Raw genomic sequence first — 17,322 nt, 5'->3', positions numbered from 1 at the left:
ATGCCCACGGGCCTGACCGCGCACCAGTGGCGCGGCGTCATCACCGAGTACGCCGAGCGCCTGCCCGCCCACGTGCGGGAGCGGGTCGTCACGCTGGGCGAGGGCGGCACGCCGCTCGTGCCCGCGCCCGCGCTGTCGGAGCGCACCGGGGCCGACGTCTTCGTCAAGGTCGAGGGGATGAACCCGACCGGCTCGTTCAAGGACCGGGGCATGACCGCGGCGATCTCCGCGGCCGCCGGGCGCGGCGCGAAGGCCGTCGTGTGCGCGTCGACGGGCAACACGTCGGCGTCCGCCGCCGCCTACGCGACGCGCGCGGGCATGACCTGCGCGGTGCTCGTGCCGGACGGCAAGATCGCCATGGGCAAGCTGAGCCAGGCGATCGCGCACGGCGCCATGCTGCTGCAGGTCGACGGCAACTTCGACGACTGCCTCGTCGCCGCCCGCAAGCTCGCGGAGGTCTACCCGGTCGAGCTGGTGAACTCGGTCAACCCGGACCGCATCGAGGGGCAGAAGACGGCGTCCTTCGAGGTCGTCGACGCGCTCGGCGACGCGCCCGACATCCACTGCCTGCCCGTCGGCAACGCGGGCAACATCACGGCGTACTGGAAGGGCTACCGCGAGTACGCCGGGCTCGACGGCGGGGCGTCGCTGCCGACGGCGGCCACCCGGACGCCGCAGATGTGGGGCTTCCAGGCCGCCGGCGCGGCGCCGATCGTCGCCGGGCACCCGGTCGACCAGCCGGAGACGATCGCCACGGCGATCCGGATCGGCAACCCGGCGTCGTGGGAGCAGGCCGTGAGCGCCCGCGACACCTCGGGCGGCGTGATCGAGGCCGTGACCGACGAGCAGATCCTCGCGGCGCACCGGGTGCTGTCCGCCGAGGTCGGGGTCTTCGTCGAGCCGGCGTCGGCGTCCGGCGTGGCAGGGCTCCTCGCCCGTGCCGAGCGCGGGCTGGTGCCCGCCGGGGCGCGCGTCGTCGTGACGGTGACCGGGCACGGCCTCAAGGACCCGCAGTGGGCGCTGCGCGGCCCCGACGGCGGTGACGTCGTCCCCACGCGGGTGAGCGCCGACGTCGTCTCGATCGCCGACGCGCTGGGCCTGGACTGATGCAGCTCGGCGCCGACCACGTCGTCGTCCGTGTCCCGGCCACGAGCGCGAACCTCGGGCCGGGTTTCGACGCGATGGGGCTCGCGCTGGCCCTGCACGACGAGCTCGAGGTCGAGCTGCTGGCCGCCGACGAGGCTGTCGTGGACGTCGAGGGCGAGGGCGCCGGCGAGGTGCCGACCGGGGAGGACCACCTGGTGGTCCGCGCGCTGCGGCACACGCTGGAGCTGGCGGGGGCGCCGCGCACCGGGCTGCGGTTGCGGTGCGTGAACCGGATCCCGCACGGGCGGGGGCTGGGTTCGTCCGCGGCAGCCGTCGTGGCGGGGGTCGTGGCGGCGCGGGCGCTGCTCGCCGACCCGCACGTGCTCGACGCGGCCGCGATGCTGCGCATCGCCACGGAGTTCGAGGGGCACCCCGACAACGCTGCACCGGCGATCCTCGGCGGCGCGACCCTCGCGTGGCACGGCACCGGTGGGGCGCGGGCGGTGGACCTGGAGGTCGACCCGCGGATCGAGGCGACCGTGCTGGTGCCCGACGCGCGTCTCGCGACGAGCCGTGCCCGGGGCGTGCTGCCCGAGCTGGTGCCGCACGTCGACGCGGCGTTCACGGCGGGGCGGGCGGGCCTGCTCGTGGAAGCCCTCGCCCGCCGGCCGGAGCTGCTCCTGGACGCGACGGAGGACCGGCTGCACCAGGACTACCGGGCGAGCGTGATGGTGGCGTCGGCCGAGCTGGTGCGGGCGCTGCGTGCCGAGGGCCTCGCGGCGGCGGTGTCGGGGGCGGGGCCGACGGTGCTCGTCCTGACCTCGGGAGGTGGCACGCGGCACCTCGACGGCGTGCTGTCGGGCCTGATCGACGCGACGGCCGGATGGCGTGCGGTCCGCCCGGGCATCGCCACCGAGGGCGCGACCGCGCGTCGCGTCGAGGCTGCCGACCGGGGGCCGCGAGGTGATAAGATGCGGTGAGCCTTCGGGACGGAACACGACGGCACCCCCACCTCTCACGCGCGACGTGTCGTGCATGGTCGGGCATGTGCCCTCGGTCGTCCGCCGCGGTGCAAGACCGCCGCGCGAAGGCAGACACAACCCCGCCAGCCGACGTCGTCGTACCACTGATGCGAGGTTCCACGCGTCCGGGCGCTCTTCGCGCCGGGGCGCCCGCCACCCCGGCCCCGTGATCGTCGAGGGCCGCATACGAGGGGGAAGGGTCCTTCGTGACGAACACCACCGACAGCCGGAACGGCTCCGCCGCTTCCGGAGACCTGAGCTCGATGCGACTCGCCGAGCTCCAGTCGCTGGCCGCGCAGATCGGCGTGAAGGGCACGTCCCGGATGCGCAAGAGCGACCTCGCCGACGCGATCCGCGCGCACCGGGGCGACGGCTCCGGCGCGCGCCGTGCCGGTGCCCCGGTCGCCGCGGCCAGTGCCGCTCCCGCCGCCGTCCGCACGGACGCGCCCGCCGCGAAGGACGCCGACGGCGGTGCCGAGCGTCCCGCCGAGGCGCCACGCCGCGCGCGCCGGGCCACCCGGACCGCGGGTGCGGGCGAGGCCGCCGGCCGCGACGCCGAGCAGCGCAGCGCCGAGCAGCGGAGCGCCGACCAGGGCGCGGAGAAGAAGGGCGACGGGCGCCGGTCGGCCCCGAAGCAGGACGAGACCGGCGGGCAGCGGCCCGCGCGGGCGCAGGGCGAGCAGCGCGGCGACGCGCCGGCGGCGAAGGACCGCAGGTCCGCCGAGCCGTCCGACGCCGACCGCGAGGCTCGCCTCGCCCAGCTCGCCGAGGCCGTCGCGGCACCGCGCGAGCGCGGGCAGCGCCGCGGCGGCGAGGACCGCGCCGAGGGCGCCGGTGGCGAGCGTCGCCAGGGTGAGGGGGAGCCCCAGCGCGGTCAGGGCCGCGACGGCGGTTCCCAGAACGGGCCGCGGGACGAGCAGCGCCAGCGGCGCGAGGACGAGTCGCGCTCCGGCTCGCGTCGTCGCCGCGGCCGCGACCGGGGGCGGGACCGCAAGCGCGGCCGCAACCGCTCCGGGCCCGACATGCCCCTCGAGGACCTCGAGGTGCGCGAGGACGACGTGCTGCTGCCCGTCGCCGGCGTGCTCGACATCCTCGACAACTACGCGTTCGTGCGCACCAGCGGCTACCTGCCGGGCCCGGGCGACGTGTACGTCTCGATGAACCAGGTCAAGAAGTCCGGCCTGCGCCGCGGCGACGCGATCGTCGGCGCGATCCGGCAGCCGCGCGAGGGCGAGGAGCTTCCGGCCACCGGCGGCGGCAAGAACGCCCGCAACAAGTACAACGCCCTGGTGCGGCTGGACTCCGTCAACGGCATGACGCCGGAGCAGGCGCGGCAGCGTCCCGAGTTCACCAAGCTCACGCCGCTGTACCCGCAGGACCGGCTCCGCCTGGAGAACCCCGAGGCGACCCGGCTCACGCCGCGCGTCATCGACATCGTCGCCCCGATCGGCAAGGGCCAGCGTGGTCTCATCGTCTCGCCGCCCAAGGCCGGCAAGACGATCATCATGCAGCAGATCGCCAACGCGATCACCGCGAACAACCCCGAGGTCCACCTCATGGTGGTGCTCGTGGACGAGCGGCCCGAAGAGGTCACCGACATGGAGCGGACGGTCAAGGGCGAGGTCATCGCCTCGACGTTCGACCGCCCCGCCTCGGACCACACGATCGTCGCCGAGCTCGCCATCGAGCGCGCCAAGCGTCTCGTCGAGCTGGGCCAGGACGTCGTCGTGCTCCTCGACTCCATCACCCGCCTGTCGCGCGCCTACAACCTGGCCGCCCCGGCGTCGGGCCGCATCCTCTCCGGAGGTGTGGACGCCGCGGCGCTCTACCCGCCGAAGAAGTTCTTCGGCGCCGCGCGCAACATCGAGGAGGGCGGCTCGCTGACCATCCTCGGCTCCGCGCTGGTGGAGACCGGCTCGAAGATGGACGAGGTGATCTTCGAGGAGTTCAAGGGCACGGGCAACATGGAGCTGCGCCTGTCCCGCAACCTCGCCGACAAGCGGATCTTCCCGGCCGTGGACGTCAACGCGTCCGGCACGCGCCGCGAGGAGATCCTCATGTCGAAGGACGAGCTGGGCATCGTCTACAAGCTGCGCCGCGTCATGGGCGCGCTCGACCAGCAGCAGGCGATCGAGCTGCTGCTGGGCCAGCTCAAGAAGACCAAGACCAACGTCGAGTTCCTGCTGCACGTGCAGAAGACCACGCCCGCGGGGCTCTCGTCGGACGACCGCCCGGGGGAGACGATCTGACCCTGGCGGGGGAATTTCTTCCGGAGCCACGCGTTCTGGCAGAATGGTTCGTCGGCCTGCCGGTTCACGGCCCGCTGTCCTGCGGGGCGACCCGGTGGCATCACACCAAGGAGCAACATGAAGTCCGGTATCCACCCCGAGTACGTCGCCACCGAGGTGACGTGCACGTGCGGCAACACGTTCGTCACCCGTAGCACCGCGACCTCCGGCAAGATCAGCGCCGAGGTCTGCAGCGCCTGCCACCCGTTCTACACGGGCAAGCAGAAGATCCTCGACACCGGTGGCCGCGTGGCCCGGTTCGAGGCCCGCTACGGCAAGAAGAAGTAGCACTCTCGCGGCGCCGGTGGTCCGCCCGACAACCTCTCCAGGGGCAGTCGGACGACGGACCACCGGCGCTGCTGCATGATCGGGCGAGCACCGTGGCCGTCGGGCCCGTGCGCCGCCCGCGGGTGACGTCGCGCGACCTCGTGCACCGGAGTGGAGAACAGATGACCGACGACCCGTTCGGCGCGGTGCGACCGCTGCTCGCCGAGCACGCGGAGATCGAGCGTGCGCTCGCCGACCCGGGCGTGCACGCCGACGCCGGGCGGGCGCGCTCGCTGGGCCGGCGCTACGCCGAGCTGAACCAGGTCGTCGGTGCCTACCGGGAGTGGCAGCAGACCACGGACGACGCCGAGGCGGCCGCGGAGCTGGCCTCCGAGGACGAGTCGTTCGCCGCCGAGCTGCCGGCCCTGCGCGAGGCGGCCGCCGCCGCGACGGAGCGGCTGCGGCGCGTGCTGGTCCCGCGCGACCCCGACGACGGCCGCGACGTCATCCTCGAGATCAAGGCCGGCGAGGGCGGGGACGAGTCCGCGCTGTTCGCGGGCGACCTGCTGCGGATGTACCTGCGCTACGCCGAGCGGCGCGGCTGGTCCGCCCAGGTGCTCGACGCCACCGAGACGGAGCTCGGCGGGTACAAGGACGTGCAGGTCGCGATCAAGTCCCGCGGCGCGGCGGACCCGGCCGAGGGCGTGTGGGCCAGCCTCAAGTACGAGGGCGGCGTGCACCGCGTCCAGCGGGTCCCGGTCACCGAGTCGCAGGGCCGCATCCACACCTCGGCCGCGGGAGTGCTCGTGCTGCCCGAGGTCGACGACCCCGGCGAGGTCGAGATCGACCCGAACGACCTGCGCATCGACGTCTACCGGTCCTCCGGGCCGGGCGGGCAGTCGGTGAACACCACCGACTCGGCGGTGCGCATCACCCACGAGCCCACGGGCATCGTGGTGTCGATGCAGAACGAGAAGTCCCAGCTGCAGAACAAGGAGCAGGCGATGCGCGTGCTGCGCGCACGCCTGCTGGCGGCCCAGCAGGAGGCGGCGGCCGCGGAGGCCGCGGACATGCGCCGGTCCCAGGTGCGCACCGTGGACCGCAGCGAGCGCATCCGCACCTACAACTTCCCCGAGAACCGGATCGCGGACCACCGCACCGGGTACAAGGCCTACAACCTGGACCACGTGCTGGCCGGGGACCTCGAGCCGGTCGTGCGGTCCGCCGTCGAGGCCGACGAGGCGGCGCGCCTGGCCGCGGCCGGCGCCGACGCCCGATGACGCCGACACCGACGCCGCCGTCGCTGTCCTCGGGCACGCCCGACGACGACGTGCCCACCACGGTCGGGGCGGCCGTGCGGTGGGCCACGACGCGTCTCGCGGGCGCCGGAGTCGCGACGCCACGAGTCGACGCCGAGCTGCTGCTCGCACACGTCCTCGGGATCGGCGCCGGGGAGGTCCGTCGCCTCGCCGTCCTGGACGGCCCGCTGCCCGGCGACGACGCCCGCACCGGGGAGTACCTCGCCCTCGTGGCGCGGCGTGCGGCGCGCGAGCCCCTGCAGCACCTCACCGGCGTCGCGCCGTTCCGGCACCTCGAGCTCGCCGTCGGGCCCGGCGTGTTCGTGCCGCGCCCGGAGACGGAGCAGGTGGCGCAGCTCGCGATCGACGAGGCGGCCCGCGTCGTCGCCGACCGCGGGGCGGCCGTGGTCGTCGACCTGTGCACGGGCTCCGCGGCGATCGCCCTGGCCGTGGCGACGGAGGTCCCCGGCGCGACCGTGCACGCCGTCGAGCTGGACGCCGCCGCCCACGCCTGGGCCGAGCGCAACGTCGCCGCGGCCGGGGCGCCTGCCGACGCGTCCGGGCGCGTCTCGGGTATGCCGGTGCGCCTCGTGCGCGGGGACGCGCGGACCGCGCTGCGCGAGCTGGACGGCGCCGTCGACGTCGTCGTGTCCAACCCGCCGTACGTCCCGCCGGACGCCGTGCCCCGCGACCCCGAGGTGGCGGGCCACGACCCCGCCGTCGCGCTGTACGGCCTGGGGGCCGACGGCCTGGAGGTCCCGCGCGGCGTCACCGCGGCGGCGGCGCGGCTGCTGCGCCCGGGCGGGCTGTACGTCATGGAGCACGCGGAGGTGCAGGCCGGTCCGGCGCGCGACATGGTCGCCGGGACGCCGGACCCGGCCGCGCCGGACGGCGCCCGCCCCGCGTTCGGGACCGCTCGCACCGCCCCGGACCTGGCGGGCCGGCCCCGCGCCGTCGTCGCCCGCCGTCGCGACGGGGACCGTCCGGACGCACCGGGCGCACGGGGCCCGGCGGGACTCGTGCCAGACTTGAGGCCGTGAGCAGCGTGCACGACGTCACCGACCCGAACACCTGGGGCCCCGCCATCGACGAGGCCGTCAACACGATCTCCCGCGGAGGGCTCGTCGTCCTGCCGACGGACACCGTCTACGGCATCGGCGCCGACGCGTTCGACGCCGAGGCGGTCGCCGCGCTCCTCGCGGCCAAGGGCCGCGGCCGGCAGATGCCGCCCCCGGTGCTCGTCCCCGACGTGCGGACGCTCGACGGCCTCGCCACCGACGTGCCCGACGACGCCCGCCGCCTCGTGGAGGCCTTCTGGCCCGGCGGCTTCACGATCATCCTGCGCGCGCAGCCGTCGCTGCAGTGGGACCTGGGGGAGACGCAGGGCACGGTCGCGCTGCGCATGCCCGACCACCCGGCCGCCCTGGCGCTGCTGCGCCGCACGGGCCCGATGGCGGTGTCCAGCGCCAACCGCACCGGCCGGCCCGCGGCCCTCGACGCCGCCGACGCGCGCGATCAGCTCGGCGACGCCGTCGGCGCGTACCTCGACGGCGGGACGGCGCCCGGCGGGGTGGCGTCGACGATCGTCGACGCCACGGGGGAGACCCTGCGCGTGGTGCGGACCGGCGCGGTCACGCTCGAGCGGCTGCGCGAGATCGCGCCCGTGGCGGGCCCCGACGATGCCCCCGAGGAGCCGACCGACGCGACGGACGAGCCGACCGACGCGACGGACGAGCCGGCCGACGAGGCGACGGACGTCGGTGATCGGGCGGGGTCTGCCGGGTGAGGGCGTACCTGCTCCTGATGTTCGTCGCCGCGGCGGTGACGTACCTGGCCACACCAGGAGCACGGTGGGTCGCCTACCGCACCAACGCGATCACCCCGGTCCGGGCGCGCGACGTCCACGCACAGCCCCGCCCGCGCCTCGGCGGACTGGCGATGCTGCTGGGTCTCGCGGTCGCCGTGGTCCTCGCCTCGCAGATGCCGTTCCTCGCGGGGGTCTTCGCGGAGCCGCAGGCCTGGGGCATCGTCGGCGGTGCCGCGATCGTGTGCCTCCTGGGCTGGGCCGACGACGTGTGGGACCTGGACTGGGTCACCAAGCTCGCCGGGCAGGTGCTCGCCGCCGGGTTCATGGCGCTGCAGCAGGTGCAGCTCACGTCGCTGCCCACCCCGGACGGGCTGTACATCAGCTCGCCGCAGATCTCGCTCGTCGCCACGATCCTCATCGTGGTGGTCGCGATGAACGCCGTGAACTTCGTGGACGGCCTGGACGGCCTGGCCGCGGGACTCATCGCCATCGGAGGCTCGGCGTTCTTCGTGTACAGCTACGGTCTGACCCAGCAGGCGAGCCCGCGCGACTACTCCAGCCTGGCGACGATGATGGTTGCGGTCCTCGTGGGCGTGTGCCTCGGGTTCCTGCCGCACAACTTCTTCCCGTCGCACATCTTCATGGGCGACTCCGGGTCGATGGTCCTGGGGCTCGTCTTCGCCGGTGCGACGATCACCGTCACGGGCAACATCGACCCGAGCGCCGCCGGCGACTCCATCTCCGGGGCGCAGCGCGTGTCGCTGTTCATCCCGCTCCTGCTCCCGGTGGCGGTGGTGCTGCTCCCGCTGCTGGACATGGCGATGGCCGTGATCAGGCGGCTCGCGGCCGGCAAGTCCCCGTTCCACCCGGACCGCATGCACCTCCACCACCGGATGCTGGCCCTGGGCCACTCGCACCGGCGCGCCGTGCTCATCCTGTACGTGTGGGCCGCGGTGTTCTCGTTCGGCGCCGCCGCGCTCGTCTGGTGGGACTGGAAGGCGGTCCTGGCGGGCCTGGGCGTCGCCGTCGTCGTGGCGCTGCTGCTCACTCTCGGCCCGCTGCGCACGCGGGGCCGCTTCCTGGACGACGACGTCGCGACGGGCGCGCACCCCACCGTGCCGCCGCCCGCCGGCGCGGTGCCGAGCCGCCCGACGCCGGTCCCGCCCACCTCACGGACCACCCCACCCGCTCACGAAGGACGTTCCTGATGACGACGCCCGACACCCCCCAGCCCGCGCAGCCGGAGCGGGACCAGCCCGCCGGCCGCCCCGCGGCCGCGGACGCTGCGGCCGGCGAGGCCGGCGCCGCCGAGCGTGCCGTGCTGCGCACCGCGCTGCGTGACACCCTCGTCCTGCTCGGGGCCCTGCTCGTGCTCGGCGTCGGCGTCGGCGCGCTCGTCGCGGGGACGGCCGGGGTGTGGGGTGCGCTGGTCGGCACGGGTCTGGCCGCGTTCTTCTGCGCGACGACGATCTGGTCGATGCTGAGGACGGTCGGCTCGGACCCGGCGCGGATGGCCGTGGTGGTCATGGGCACGTGGGTCGCCAAGGTCGTCGTGCTGATCGTCGTGCTCGTGCCCCTGCGGGGCGCGGACTTCTACGACCCGTACGTGCTGCTCGTGGTGCTGGCCGCCGGCGCGGTGGGCTCGGCCGTGCTCGACTACCGGGCGGTCCGGGGCGGTCGCGTGCCCTACGTGCAGCCGTGACCTGCGGACACGGGACGGCGGAGATCGTTGCCCGCACACATCGTGCGATTGTTCACAAGCCGCGTGATCGTGCCCCTGGTGATGTGTCGGGATGACGGACCACCGGTGATCATCCGGTAGGCTGTCCGCGAATCCATGACGGCCAGGTCCGACGGCGTGCCCGCTCGACGAGTGGCGCCGCCGAAGGGCCGTACGACCTCCGGGAGCTCCTCCTGTCTACGCCAGCGATCCCCATGCTGCTCGCCGCTGAAGGTGACGGTGAGTTCCACGCGCCGACGATCGCGGACTTCTTCCCGCCGGCGATCCTCTTCGAGGGTACTCCCTTCGAGTTCAACCGGATCATGCTGGTCCGCGTCATCATGGCCGCCGTCCTGCTGCTGGTGTTCTGCCTCGCCGCGCGTCGCGCCACCCTGGTGCCCGGCCGGTTCCAGAACGGTGTCGAGATGGTCCTCGACTTCGTGCGGAACTCGATCGCCACCGAGGTGCTGGGTCAGGAGAACGGCCGCAAGTACTTCAAGCTGCTCGCGACGATCTTCTGCACGGTCCTGGTGATGAACATCGCCGCCGTGATCCCGTTCCTCAACATCGCGGGCACGTCCGTCATCGGCCTCCCGATCGTGCTCGCCGCCTGGACCTACGTGATGTACCTCGGTGCGGGCGTCAAGGCCCACGGCGTGGGCGGGTTCCTCAAGAACTCGCTGCTGCCGCCCGGCGTGCCGAAGGCGCTGTACATCCTGCTGGTGCCGATCGAGGCGCTGCAGGTCTTCGTCCTGCGGCCCGCCACCCTCGTCATCCGGCTCCTGGCCAACATGGTCGCCGGCCACCTGATGCTCGCGATCTGCTTCGCGGCCACGTCCTTCTTCCTCTTCGACGCGTCCGGCGCGATGAAGCTGTTCGGGGCGGGCACTTTCGTGGCCGGTGCGGCGTTCTTCTTCTTCGAGATCTTCGTGGCGGCCCTGCAGGCCTACGTCTTCGCGATCCTCACCGCCGTCTACCTCAACATGTCCGTGGAGGCGGAGCACTGACCGCCCTGCGGCTGCCGGCCTGAGCCGGACGCACAGCCCCACCCCTGCACCATCAACGCGACGTCGGGCCACCCGAGGCCCGGCGCCCAACGGAAGGAAACCCAGTGGACGTCACCACCCTCGCCGAGGTCACCGGAAACATCGGCACTGTCGGTTACGGCCTCGCGGCAGTCGGCCCGGGCATCGGCCTCGGCATCCTCATCGGCAAGACGATCGAGGGCATGGCTCGCCAGCCCGAGGTCGCCGGCCAGCTCCGGACCACCATGTTCATCGGCATCGCCTTCGTCGAGGTGCTCGCGCTCCTCGGCCTGGTGGCCGGCTTCATCGTCCCGGCATGATGACTCCCCACCAGGACACCTCCACCGCGGACGTCCTCGCCGCCGAGGAGACGACGCAGAACATCCTGCTGCCGCACCCGCCGGACATCGTGTGGTCGCTGGTCATCGTCGTCATCGTCGGTGTGGTCTTCTACCGCTACGTGCTGCCCAAGTTCCAGGCCGTCCTGGACGAGCGGACCGCCAAGATCGAGGGCGGGCTGGCACAGGCGGAGAAGGCGCAGCAGGAGGCCGCCGCGGCGCTGGAGCAGTACCACCAGCAGCTAGCCGAGGCGCGCGCCGAGGCGTCGAAGACCCGTGACGAGGCCCGCGCCGAGGGCACGGCGATCGTCGCGGAGCTCAAGGCCAAGGCGCACGAGGAGGCCGACCGCATCGTCGAGACCGCCCACCGGCAGATCGAGGCGGAGCGCCAGACGGCCGCCGTCTCGCTGCGCACCGAGGTCGGCACGCTCGCGACCGAGCTGGCGTCGAAGATCGTCGGCGAGTCCCTCGAGGACTCGGCACGGCAGTCGCGCGTCGTCGACCGGTTCCTCGACGAGCTCGAGGCCACCCAGGGCGACTCGCGTGCGGCCGAGACCGCGTCGGCGGGCAGCTCGGCGAGCAAGGAGGGCTGATGCGCGGAACGAGCGGAGCATCCCTCGCCGCGGCTCAGGAGCGGTTCGAGCCGGTGCTGCGGTCCGCCGGGGCCGATGCGCAGGCGCTCGGCGAGCAGCTGTTCGCCGTCGTGGGCGCGCTCGACGAGTCCGGCCCGCTGCGCCGTTCGTTGGCCGACCCGTCGCGCGCCGCGGACGACAAGGCCGCGCTGGCCGCCCGCGTCCTCGCCGACGGTTTCGACGAGCGGGTCGTCGACCTCGTGTCGGGCGTGGCCCGGTCGCGCTGGTCGAGCGACGACGACCTCGTCGACGCGCTCGAGCGGCTCGGGCTGGACGCCGTGCTGGCGTCCACCGAGGCCCGCGGGACGCTGGAGACCGTCGAGGACGAGCTGTTCCGCTTCACGCGGGCGCTCGTCGGCCAGCGGGAGGCGCGGCAGGTCCTGTCGGACCAGTCGACCGACGCCGAGCGCCGGGCCGCCCTCGTGGACACCCTCCTCGACGGCAAGGTCGACCCGGTCACGCAGGTGCTGGCGCGCCGCGCGACGACGACCCTGCGGGACCGTCGCTACGTGGCGACGCTGACCTGGTACGGCGACGTCGCGGCAGAGCGGCGCCGCCGCCTCGTCGCGTCCGTCGTCAGCGGCTCGGTGCTGTCCGAGGCGCAGGAGTCCCGCCTGAGCACGCTGCTCGAGCGTGCCTACGGTCGCCCCGTGCAGCTCAACGTCACGGTCGACCCGACCGTGATCGGCGGTCTGCGTATCCAGGTCGGCGCCGACGTCGTCGACTCCACCGTGCTGTCCCGCCTGGCCGACGCCCGTCGCCGGCTGGCCGGCTGAACCCTTCCCAGGCCCAGTCGACACAGGTCGGCTGCACAGAACGTGAGGTCGCGCGAACCGCGGCCACGACAGGAGAGAGCAATGGCTGAGCTGACGATCCGGCCGGAGGAGATCCGGGCCGCACTGGACAGCTTCGTGAAGTCCTACGAGCCCGAGGGCGCGGTCAGCGAGGAGGTCGGCCGCGTCACCCTCGCCGCCGACGGCATCGCGAACGTCGAGGGCCTCCCGGGCGCGATGGCGAACGAGCTGCTGCGCTTCGAGGACGGCACGCTCGGCCTCGCGCTGAACCTGGACGTCCGCGAGATCGGTGTCGTCGTCCTCGGCGAGTTCACCGGCATCGAGGAGGGCCAGGAGGTCCGCCGCACCGGTGAGGTCCTCTCGGTCCCCGTGGGCGAGGGCTACCTCGGCCGCGTCGTCGACCCGCTGGGCAACCCGATCGACGGTCTGGGCGACATCGAGACCGACGGTCGCCGTGCGCTGGAGCTGCAGGCTCCCGGCGTCATGCAGCGCAAGTCGGTGCACGAGCCGCTGCAGACCGGCATGAAGGCGATCGACTCGATGATCCCGATCGGCCGCGGTCAGCGGCAGCTGATCATCGGCGACCGCCAGACCGGCAAGACGGCGATCGGCATCGACACGATCATCAACCAGAAGGCCAACTGGGAGTCGGGCGACCCCGAGAAGCAGGTCCGCTGCATCTACGTCGCCGTCGGCCAGAAGGGCTCGACGATCGCCTCGGTGCGCGGCGCCCTCGAGGAGGCCGGCGCGCTCGAGTACACGACGATCGTCGCGGCCCCGGCGTCCGACCCCGCGGGCTTCAAGTACCTCGCCCCGTACACCGGCTCGGCCATCGGCCAGCACTGGATGTACCAGGGCAAGCACGTGCTCGTCGTCTTCGACGACCTGTCGAAGCAGGCCGAGGCCTACCGCGCCGTGTCGCTGCTGCTGCGCCGCCCGCCGGGCCGCGAGGCGTACCCCGGTGACGTGTTCTACCTGCACTCCCGCCTGCTCGAGCGCTGCGCCAAGCTCTCGGACGAGCTGGGCGCGGGGTCGATGACCGGCCTGCCGATCATCGAGACCAAGGCGAACGACGTGTCGGCGTACATCCCGACCAACGTCATCTCCATCACCGACGGGCAGATCTTCCTCCAGTCCGACCTGTTCAACGCCGACCAGCGCCCCGCGGTCGACGTCGGCATCTCGGTGTCCCGCGTCGGCGGTGACGCTCAGGTCAAGGCCATGAAGAAGGTCTCCGGCACGCTGAAGCTCGAGCTCGCGCAGTACCGCTCCCTCGAGGCGTTCGCCATGTTCGCCTCGGACCTCGACGCGGCGTCGCGCGGCCAGCTCGCCCGCGGCGCGGTGCTCATGGAGCTGCTCAAGCAGCCGCAGTACACCCCGTACCCGGTCGAGGAGCAGGTCGCGTCGATCTGGGCCGGCACCAAGGGCAAGCTCGACGACGTGCCCGTCGCGGACGTCAAGCGGTTCGAGGCCGAGATGCTCGACCACCTGCGCCGCAAGACGCAGGTGTTCGACACGATCGTGAGCACGGGCAAGCTGGAGTCCGACACCGAGGACGAGCTGGCGAAGGCCGTCGAGGACTTCCGCAACGGCTTCCTCAAGGGCGACGGCTCGCCGCTGGTCGGTGGCGCCGCCGAGGGCGAGGCCGCGGACGTCGAGCAGGAGCAGCTCGTCGTGCAGAAGAAGGCCTGAGCATGGCCGGAGGATCCCAGCGCGTCTACAAGCAGCGGATCAAGTCGACGCAGTCGCTGAAGAAGATGTTCCGCGCTCAGGAGCTGATCGCGGCCTCCCGCATCGGCAAGGCGCGGTCGCGCACGGCGGCCGCGGCGCCGTACGAGAAGGCGATCACGCGTGCGGTGTCGGCGGTGGCGACGCACACCTCGACGCAGCACCCGCTGACGAGCGAGCGCACCGACACGAACCGTGTCGCGGTGCTCGTGATCTCCTCGGACCGCGGCATGGCCGGCTCCTACTCGGCGTCGATCGTCCGCGAGACGGAGCGGCTGGTCGCCCAGCTGCAGGGCGAGGGCAAGGAGGTCGACCTCTACGCGGCCGGCCGCCGGGCCATCTCGTACTACGGCTACCGCGGCCGCGCCCTGAAGGCCGAGTGGTCGTACGGGTCGGACAATCCGCAGGCGGACGTGGCCGGCGAGATCGCCGACACCCTGCTCGGCGCGTTCCTCGCGCCGGCGGCCGAGGGCGGCGTCGGCGAGCTGCACGTGGTCTACACGCAGTTCGTCAACATGGTCACCCAGCGCCCGCGCGTGGTGCGCATGCTGCCGCTCGAGGTCGTCGAGGGCGTCGCCGTCCCCGGCGAGCACGAGGCCCTGCCGCTGTACGACTTCGAGCCGTCGCCCGAGGTCGTGCTCGACTCCCTGCTGCCGCGGTACGTGCGCAGCCGCATCTTCAGCTTCATGCTGGACGCGGCGGCGTCCGAGCTGGCCGCGCGCCAGCGGGCGATGCACACGGCGACCGACAACGCCGAGGACCTGATCCGCACCTACACGCGCCTGGCGAACCAGGCCCGCCAGGCGGACATCACCCAGGAGATCAGCGAGATCGTCTCGGGTGCCGACGCCCTCGCGGCATCGTGACGACGGTGAGCCGAATGATGTGCACCGTGTCCGCCGCGACGACACTCCTGACACCCGGAACGAACCTTTCGAAGCGAGGCAAGCAATGACCGCCACCACCGTGGATGCCCCGGTCGAGCACCAGAGCGGACCCGGCGTGGGCCGTGTCGCGCGCGTGATCGGCCCCGTCGTCGACATCGAGTTCCCCGAGGACGCGATCCCCGACATCTACAACGCGCTGCAGGTCGACATCGACCTGTCGACGCAGGGTGAGGGGGAGAGCTCCTTCACCCTCATGCTCGAGGTCGCCCAGCACCTGGGTGACTCGCTGGTCCGCGCCATCGCGCTGAAGCCGACCGACGGACTGGTCCGTGGTGCCGCCGTCACCGACACCGGTGCGCCGATCAGCGTGCCCGTCGGCGACGAGACCAAGGGCAAGGTCTTCAACGTGACCGGTGAGGTCCTCAACCTCGCCGAGGGCGAGAAGTTCGAGGTCACCGAGCGCTGGCCGATCCACCGCAAGCCCCCGGCGTTCGACCAGCTCGAGTCGAAGACGCAGATGTTCGAGACGGGCATCAAGTCGATCGACCTGCTGACCCCGTACGTGCAGGGCGGCAAGATCGGTCTGTTCGGTGGCGCGGGCGTCGGCAAGACGGTCCTCATCCAGGAGATGATCCAGCGCGTGGCCCAGGACCACGGCGGCGTCTCCGTGTTCGCCGGCGTCGGCGAGCGCACGCGTGAGGGCAACGACCTCATCCACGAGATGGACGAGGCCGGCGTCTTCGACAAGACCGCGCTGGTCTTCGGTCAGATGGACGAGCCGCCGGGCACGCGTCTGCGCGTCGCCCTGTCCGCGCTGACGATGGCGGAGTACTTCCGCGACGTGCGCAAGCAGGACGTGCTGCTGTTCATCGACAACATCTTCCGGTTCACGCAGGCCGGTTCGGAGGTCTCCACGCTGCTCGGGCGCATGCCGTCCGCGGTGGGCTACCAGCCGAACCTCGCCGACGAGATGGGCCTCCTGCAGGAGCGGATCACCTCGACCCGCGGCCACTCGATCACCTCGCTGCAGGCGATCTACGTGCCGGCGGACGACTACACCGACCCGGCCCCGGCGACGACGTTCGCCCACCTGGACGCGACGACCGAGCTCTCCCGAGAGATCGCGTCGAAGGGTCTGTACCCGGCGATCGACCCGCTCACGTCGACCTCGCGCATCCTCGACCCGCGGTACGTGGGCCAGGAGCACTACGACGTCGCCACCCAGGTCAAGCAGATCCTGCAGCGCAACAAGGAGCTGCAGGACATCATCGCGATCCTGGGCGTGGACGAGCTCTCGGAGGAGGACAAGACGCTGGTCGCGCGTGCGCGCCGCATCCAGCAGTTCCTCTCCCAGAACACCTACATGGCGAAGAAGTTCACGGGCGTCGAGGGTTCGACGGTGCCGCTGAGCGAGACCATCGAGGCGTTCAAGCTCATCGCGGGCGGTGAGTTCGACCACGTCGCCGAGCAGGCCTTCTACAACATCGGTGGCCTCGAGATGCTCGAGGAGAACTGGGCCCGCATCCAGAAGGAGTACGGGGCCTGACGGTCACGTCCCGCTTCGCGTCGCGTCGTCCCGCCGGGAGGGTCGCCCTCCCTGCGGGACGACGTCGCCGCACCAGCCGCAGCAACTCGAGCATGATGGGATGAAGGAGCACTGATGGCAGAGCTCAACGTCGACCTGGTCGCAGCCGACCGCAAGGTCTGGTCGGGCGCGGCGCACGAGGTCAGCGCCCCGTCGATGGAGGGCCAGGTCGGCATCCGTGCCGGTCACACGCCGATCCTCGCGGTGCTGCGTCCGGGCACGGTCAAGGTGTCGACCACGCAGGCGACGGCCGTCGAGGCGCACGTCACCGGCGGGTTCATCTCCGTGGACAGCGATCTCGTCACGATCGTCGTGGACGAGATCTCGGAGCTGTCCGGCCGCGAGCCGGCCCTCCACTGAGGCTGGTACCGGTGCCGTACGCCGTCTGGGTCGCCCTCGCGCTCCTCGTCGTGCTGGCGCTGGTGCTCGCCGCCGGGGCGTCCCGGCTGCGCACGCTCTCGCGCCGCGTCGGCTCGTTCCCGTGTCACGCGCGCCCTGCCGACGACCCGCACGCCCCGTGGGTCGTCGGCATCGCGCACTACGCCGTCGGTCGGATCGACTGGTGGCGCTGCTGGTCCCTGCTGCCCCGCCCCGCCCGTGTGTGGGAGCGGGGCAGGTTCGTCGTGACGGGGCGCGCGCCGCTCGACCAGGCTGGCCAGGCGGACCAGGTGCTCGTCCGGTGCCGGTACGACGGCACCGACTTCGAGCTCCTCATGTCGACCGGTGCCTACGAGGGCCTCGCGTCGTGGCTCGAGTCGGCGCCCCCGGGGCGCCGCGATCTCGTCGTCTGAGGCGGAGGTGCAGCGCAGGGTGAGGGCCGAGGTACGAGGCACTCGCCCGGAGCG

The 17,322-nt window shown here is 72.7% G+C and carries 18 protein-coding genes; all 18 read left to right on the top strand.

Annotated features, from left to right (window positions below):
• The 18 genes from thrC to EYB28_RS15475 all read left to right on the top strand — a co-directional run bounded on the left by thrC (position 1) and on the right by EYB28_RS15475 (position 17,268).
• Entirely contained in the window at positions 1-1,107 is a 1,107-nt protein-coding gene (gene thrC, locus EYB28_RS15560; RefSeq protein WP_166849688.1) for a threonine synthase, read from the top strand.
• Positions 1,107-2,066: a homoserine kinase gene (gene thrB, locus EYB28_RS15555; protein ID WP_166849686.1), complete on the top strand. Its 960-nt coding sequence runs from the start codon at positions 1,107-1,109 to the stop codon at positions 2,064-2,066. Before thrC ends, thrB begins: the two co-directional genes overlap by 1 nt.
• Before the next feature lie 248 nt (positions 2,067-2,314).
• Complete coding sequence (gene rho, locus EYB28_RS15550; protein WP_166849684.1) at positions 2,315-4,357, top strand: transcription termination factor Rho; 2,043 nt, start codon at positions 2,315-2,317, stop codon at positions 4,355-4,357.
• Between the two features lie 117 nt (positions 4,358-4,474).
• Positions 4,475-4,684, top strand: coding sequence for a 50S ribosomal protein L31 (rpmE, locus tag EYB28_RS15545; RefSeq protein WP_166849682.1), 210 nt, complete (start codon positions 4,475-4,477; stop codon positions 4,682-4,684).
• 161 nt (positions 4,685-4,845) lie between these two features.
• Positions 4,846-5,943, top strand: a complete 1,098-nt coding sequence (gene prfA / locus EYB28_RS15540; RefSeq protein WP_166849679.1) for a peptide chain release factor 1 — start codon at positions 4,846-4,848, stop codon at positions 5,941-5,943.
• The gene (locus EYB28_RS15535) at positions 5,940-7,001 is read left to right on the top strand and encodes a HemK/PrmC family methyltransferase (RefSeq protein WP_166849675.1); all 1,062 of its coding nucleotides are present in this window, start codon (positions 5,940-5,942) and stop codon (positions 6,999-7,001) included. The genes prfA and EYB28_RS15535 overlap by 4 nt, the downstream gene beginning before the upstream one ends.
• The gene (locus tag EYB28_RS15530; RefSeq protein WP_240930586.1) at positions 6,998-7,747 is read left to right on the top strand and encodes an L-threonylcarbamoyladenylate synthase; all 750 of its coding nucleotides are present in this window, start codon (positions 6,998-7,000) and stop codon (positions 7,745-7,747) included. Before EYB28_RS15535 ends, EYB28_RS15530 begins: the two co-directional genes overlap by 4 nt.
• A complete protein-coding gene (locus tag EYB28_RS15525) occupies positions 7,744-8,976 on the top strand; it encodes a glycosyltransferase family 4 protein (protein ID WP_166849672.1) in 1,233 nt (410 codons plus the stop codon). Before EYB28_RS15530 ends, EYB28_RS15525 begins: the two co-directional genes overlap by 4 nt.
• Positions 8,976-9,470: a hypothetical protein gene (locus EYB28_RS15520; RefSeq protein WP_166849669.1), complete on the top strand. Its 495-nt coding sequence runs from the start codon at positions 8,976-8,978 to the stop codon at positions 9,468-9,470. The genes EYB28_RS15525 and EYB28_RS15520 overlap by 1 nt, the downstream gene beginning before the upstream one ends.
• 233 nt (positions 9,471-9,703) lie before the next feature.
• Positions 9,704-10,495: a F0F1 ATP synthase subunit A gene (gene atpB / locus EYB28_RS15515; protein ID WP_166849667.1), complete on the top strand. Its 792-nt coding sequence runs from the start codon at positions 9,704-9,706 to the stop codon at positions 10,493-10,495.
• 104 nt (positions 10,496-10,599) lie between these two features.
• Positions 10,600-10,833, top strand: coding sequence for an ATP synthase F0 subunit C (locus EYB28_RS15510; protein ID WP_166849664.1), 234 nt, complete (start codon positions 10,600-10,602; stop codon positions 10,831-10,833).
• Positions 10,833-11,444: a F0F1 ATP synthase subunit B gene (locus EYB28_RS15505; protein ID WP_166852528.1), complete on the top strand. Its 612-nt coding sequence runs from the start codon at positions 10,833-10,835 to the stop codon at positions 11,442-11,444. The genes EYB28_RS15510 and EYB28_RS15505 overlap by 1 nt, the downstream gene beginning before the upstream one ends.
• Entirely contained in the window at positions 11,444-12,259 is an 816-nt protein-coding gene (locus EYB28_RS15500; protein ID WP_166849660.1) for a F0F1 ATP synthase subunit delta, read from the top strand. The genes EYB28_RS15505 and EYB28_RS15500 overlap by 1 nt, the downstream gene beginning before the upstream one ends.
• An 81-nt stretch (positions 12,260-12,340) precedes the next feature.
• The gene (atpA, locus tag EYB28_RS15495) at positions 12,341-13,969 is read left to right on the top strand and encodes a F0F1 ATP synthase subunit alpha (RefSeq protein WP_166849658.1); all 1,629 of its coding nucleotides are present in this window, start codon (positions 12,341-12,343) and stop codon (positions 13,967-13,969) included.
• A gap of 2 nt (positions 13,970-13,971) precedes the next feature.
• The gene (locus EYB28_RS15490; protein ID WP_166849656.1) at positions 13,972-14,871 is read left to right on the top strand and encodes a F0F1 ATP synthase subunit gamma; all 900 of its coding nucleotides are present in this window, start codon (positions 13,972-13,974) and stop codon (positions 14,869-14,871) included.
• Between the two features lie 85 nt (positions 14,872-14,956).
• Complete coding sequence (gene atpD, locus EYB28_RS15485) at positions 14,957-16,438, top strand: F0F1 ATP synthase subunit beta (RefSeq protein WP_166849654.1); 1,482 nt, start codon at positions 14,957-14,959, stop codon at positions 16,436-16,438.
• 114 nt (positions 16,439-16,552) lie between these two features.
• Positions 16,553-16,837 carry a F0F1 ATP synthase subunit epsilon gene (locus EYB28_RS15480; protein WP_166849652.1) on the top strand — a complete coding sequence of 95 codons (285 nt, stop codon included), beginning with the start codon at positions 16,553-16,555 and terminating at the stop codon, positions 16,835-16,837.
• A gap of 11 nt (positions 16,838-16,848) precedes the next feature.
• Positions 16,849-17,268 carry a DUF2550 domain-containing protein gene (locus EYB28_RS15475; RefSeq protein ID WP_166849650.1) on the top strand — a complete coding sequence of 140 codons (420 nt, stop codon included), beginning with the start codon at positions 16,849-16,851 and terminating at the stop codon, positions 17,266-17,268.
• Positions 17,269-17,322: the final 54 nt, after the last annotated feature.

The organism is Isoptericola sp. BMS4, assembly GCF_011634835.1.
GTDB lineage: Bacteria > Actinomycetota > Actinomycetes > Actinomycetales > Cellulomonadaceae > Isoptericola.
The sequence above is the reverse complement of the archived record's forward strand: the minus strand, read 5'-3'. Positions and strand labels throughout refer to the sequence as shown.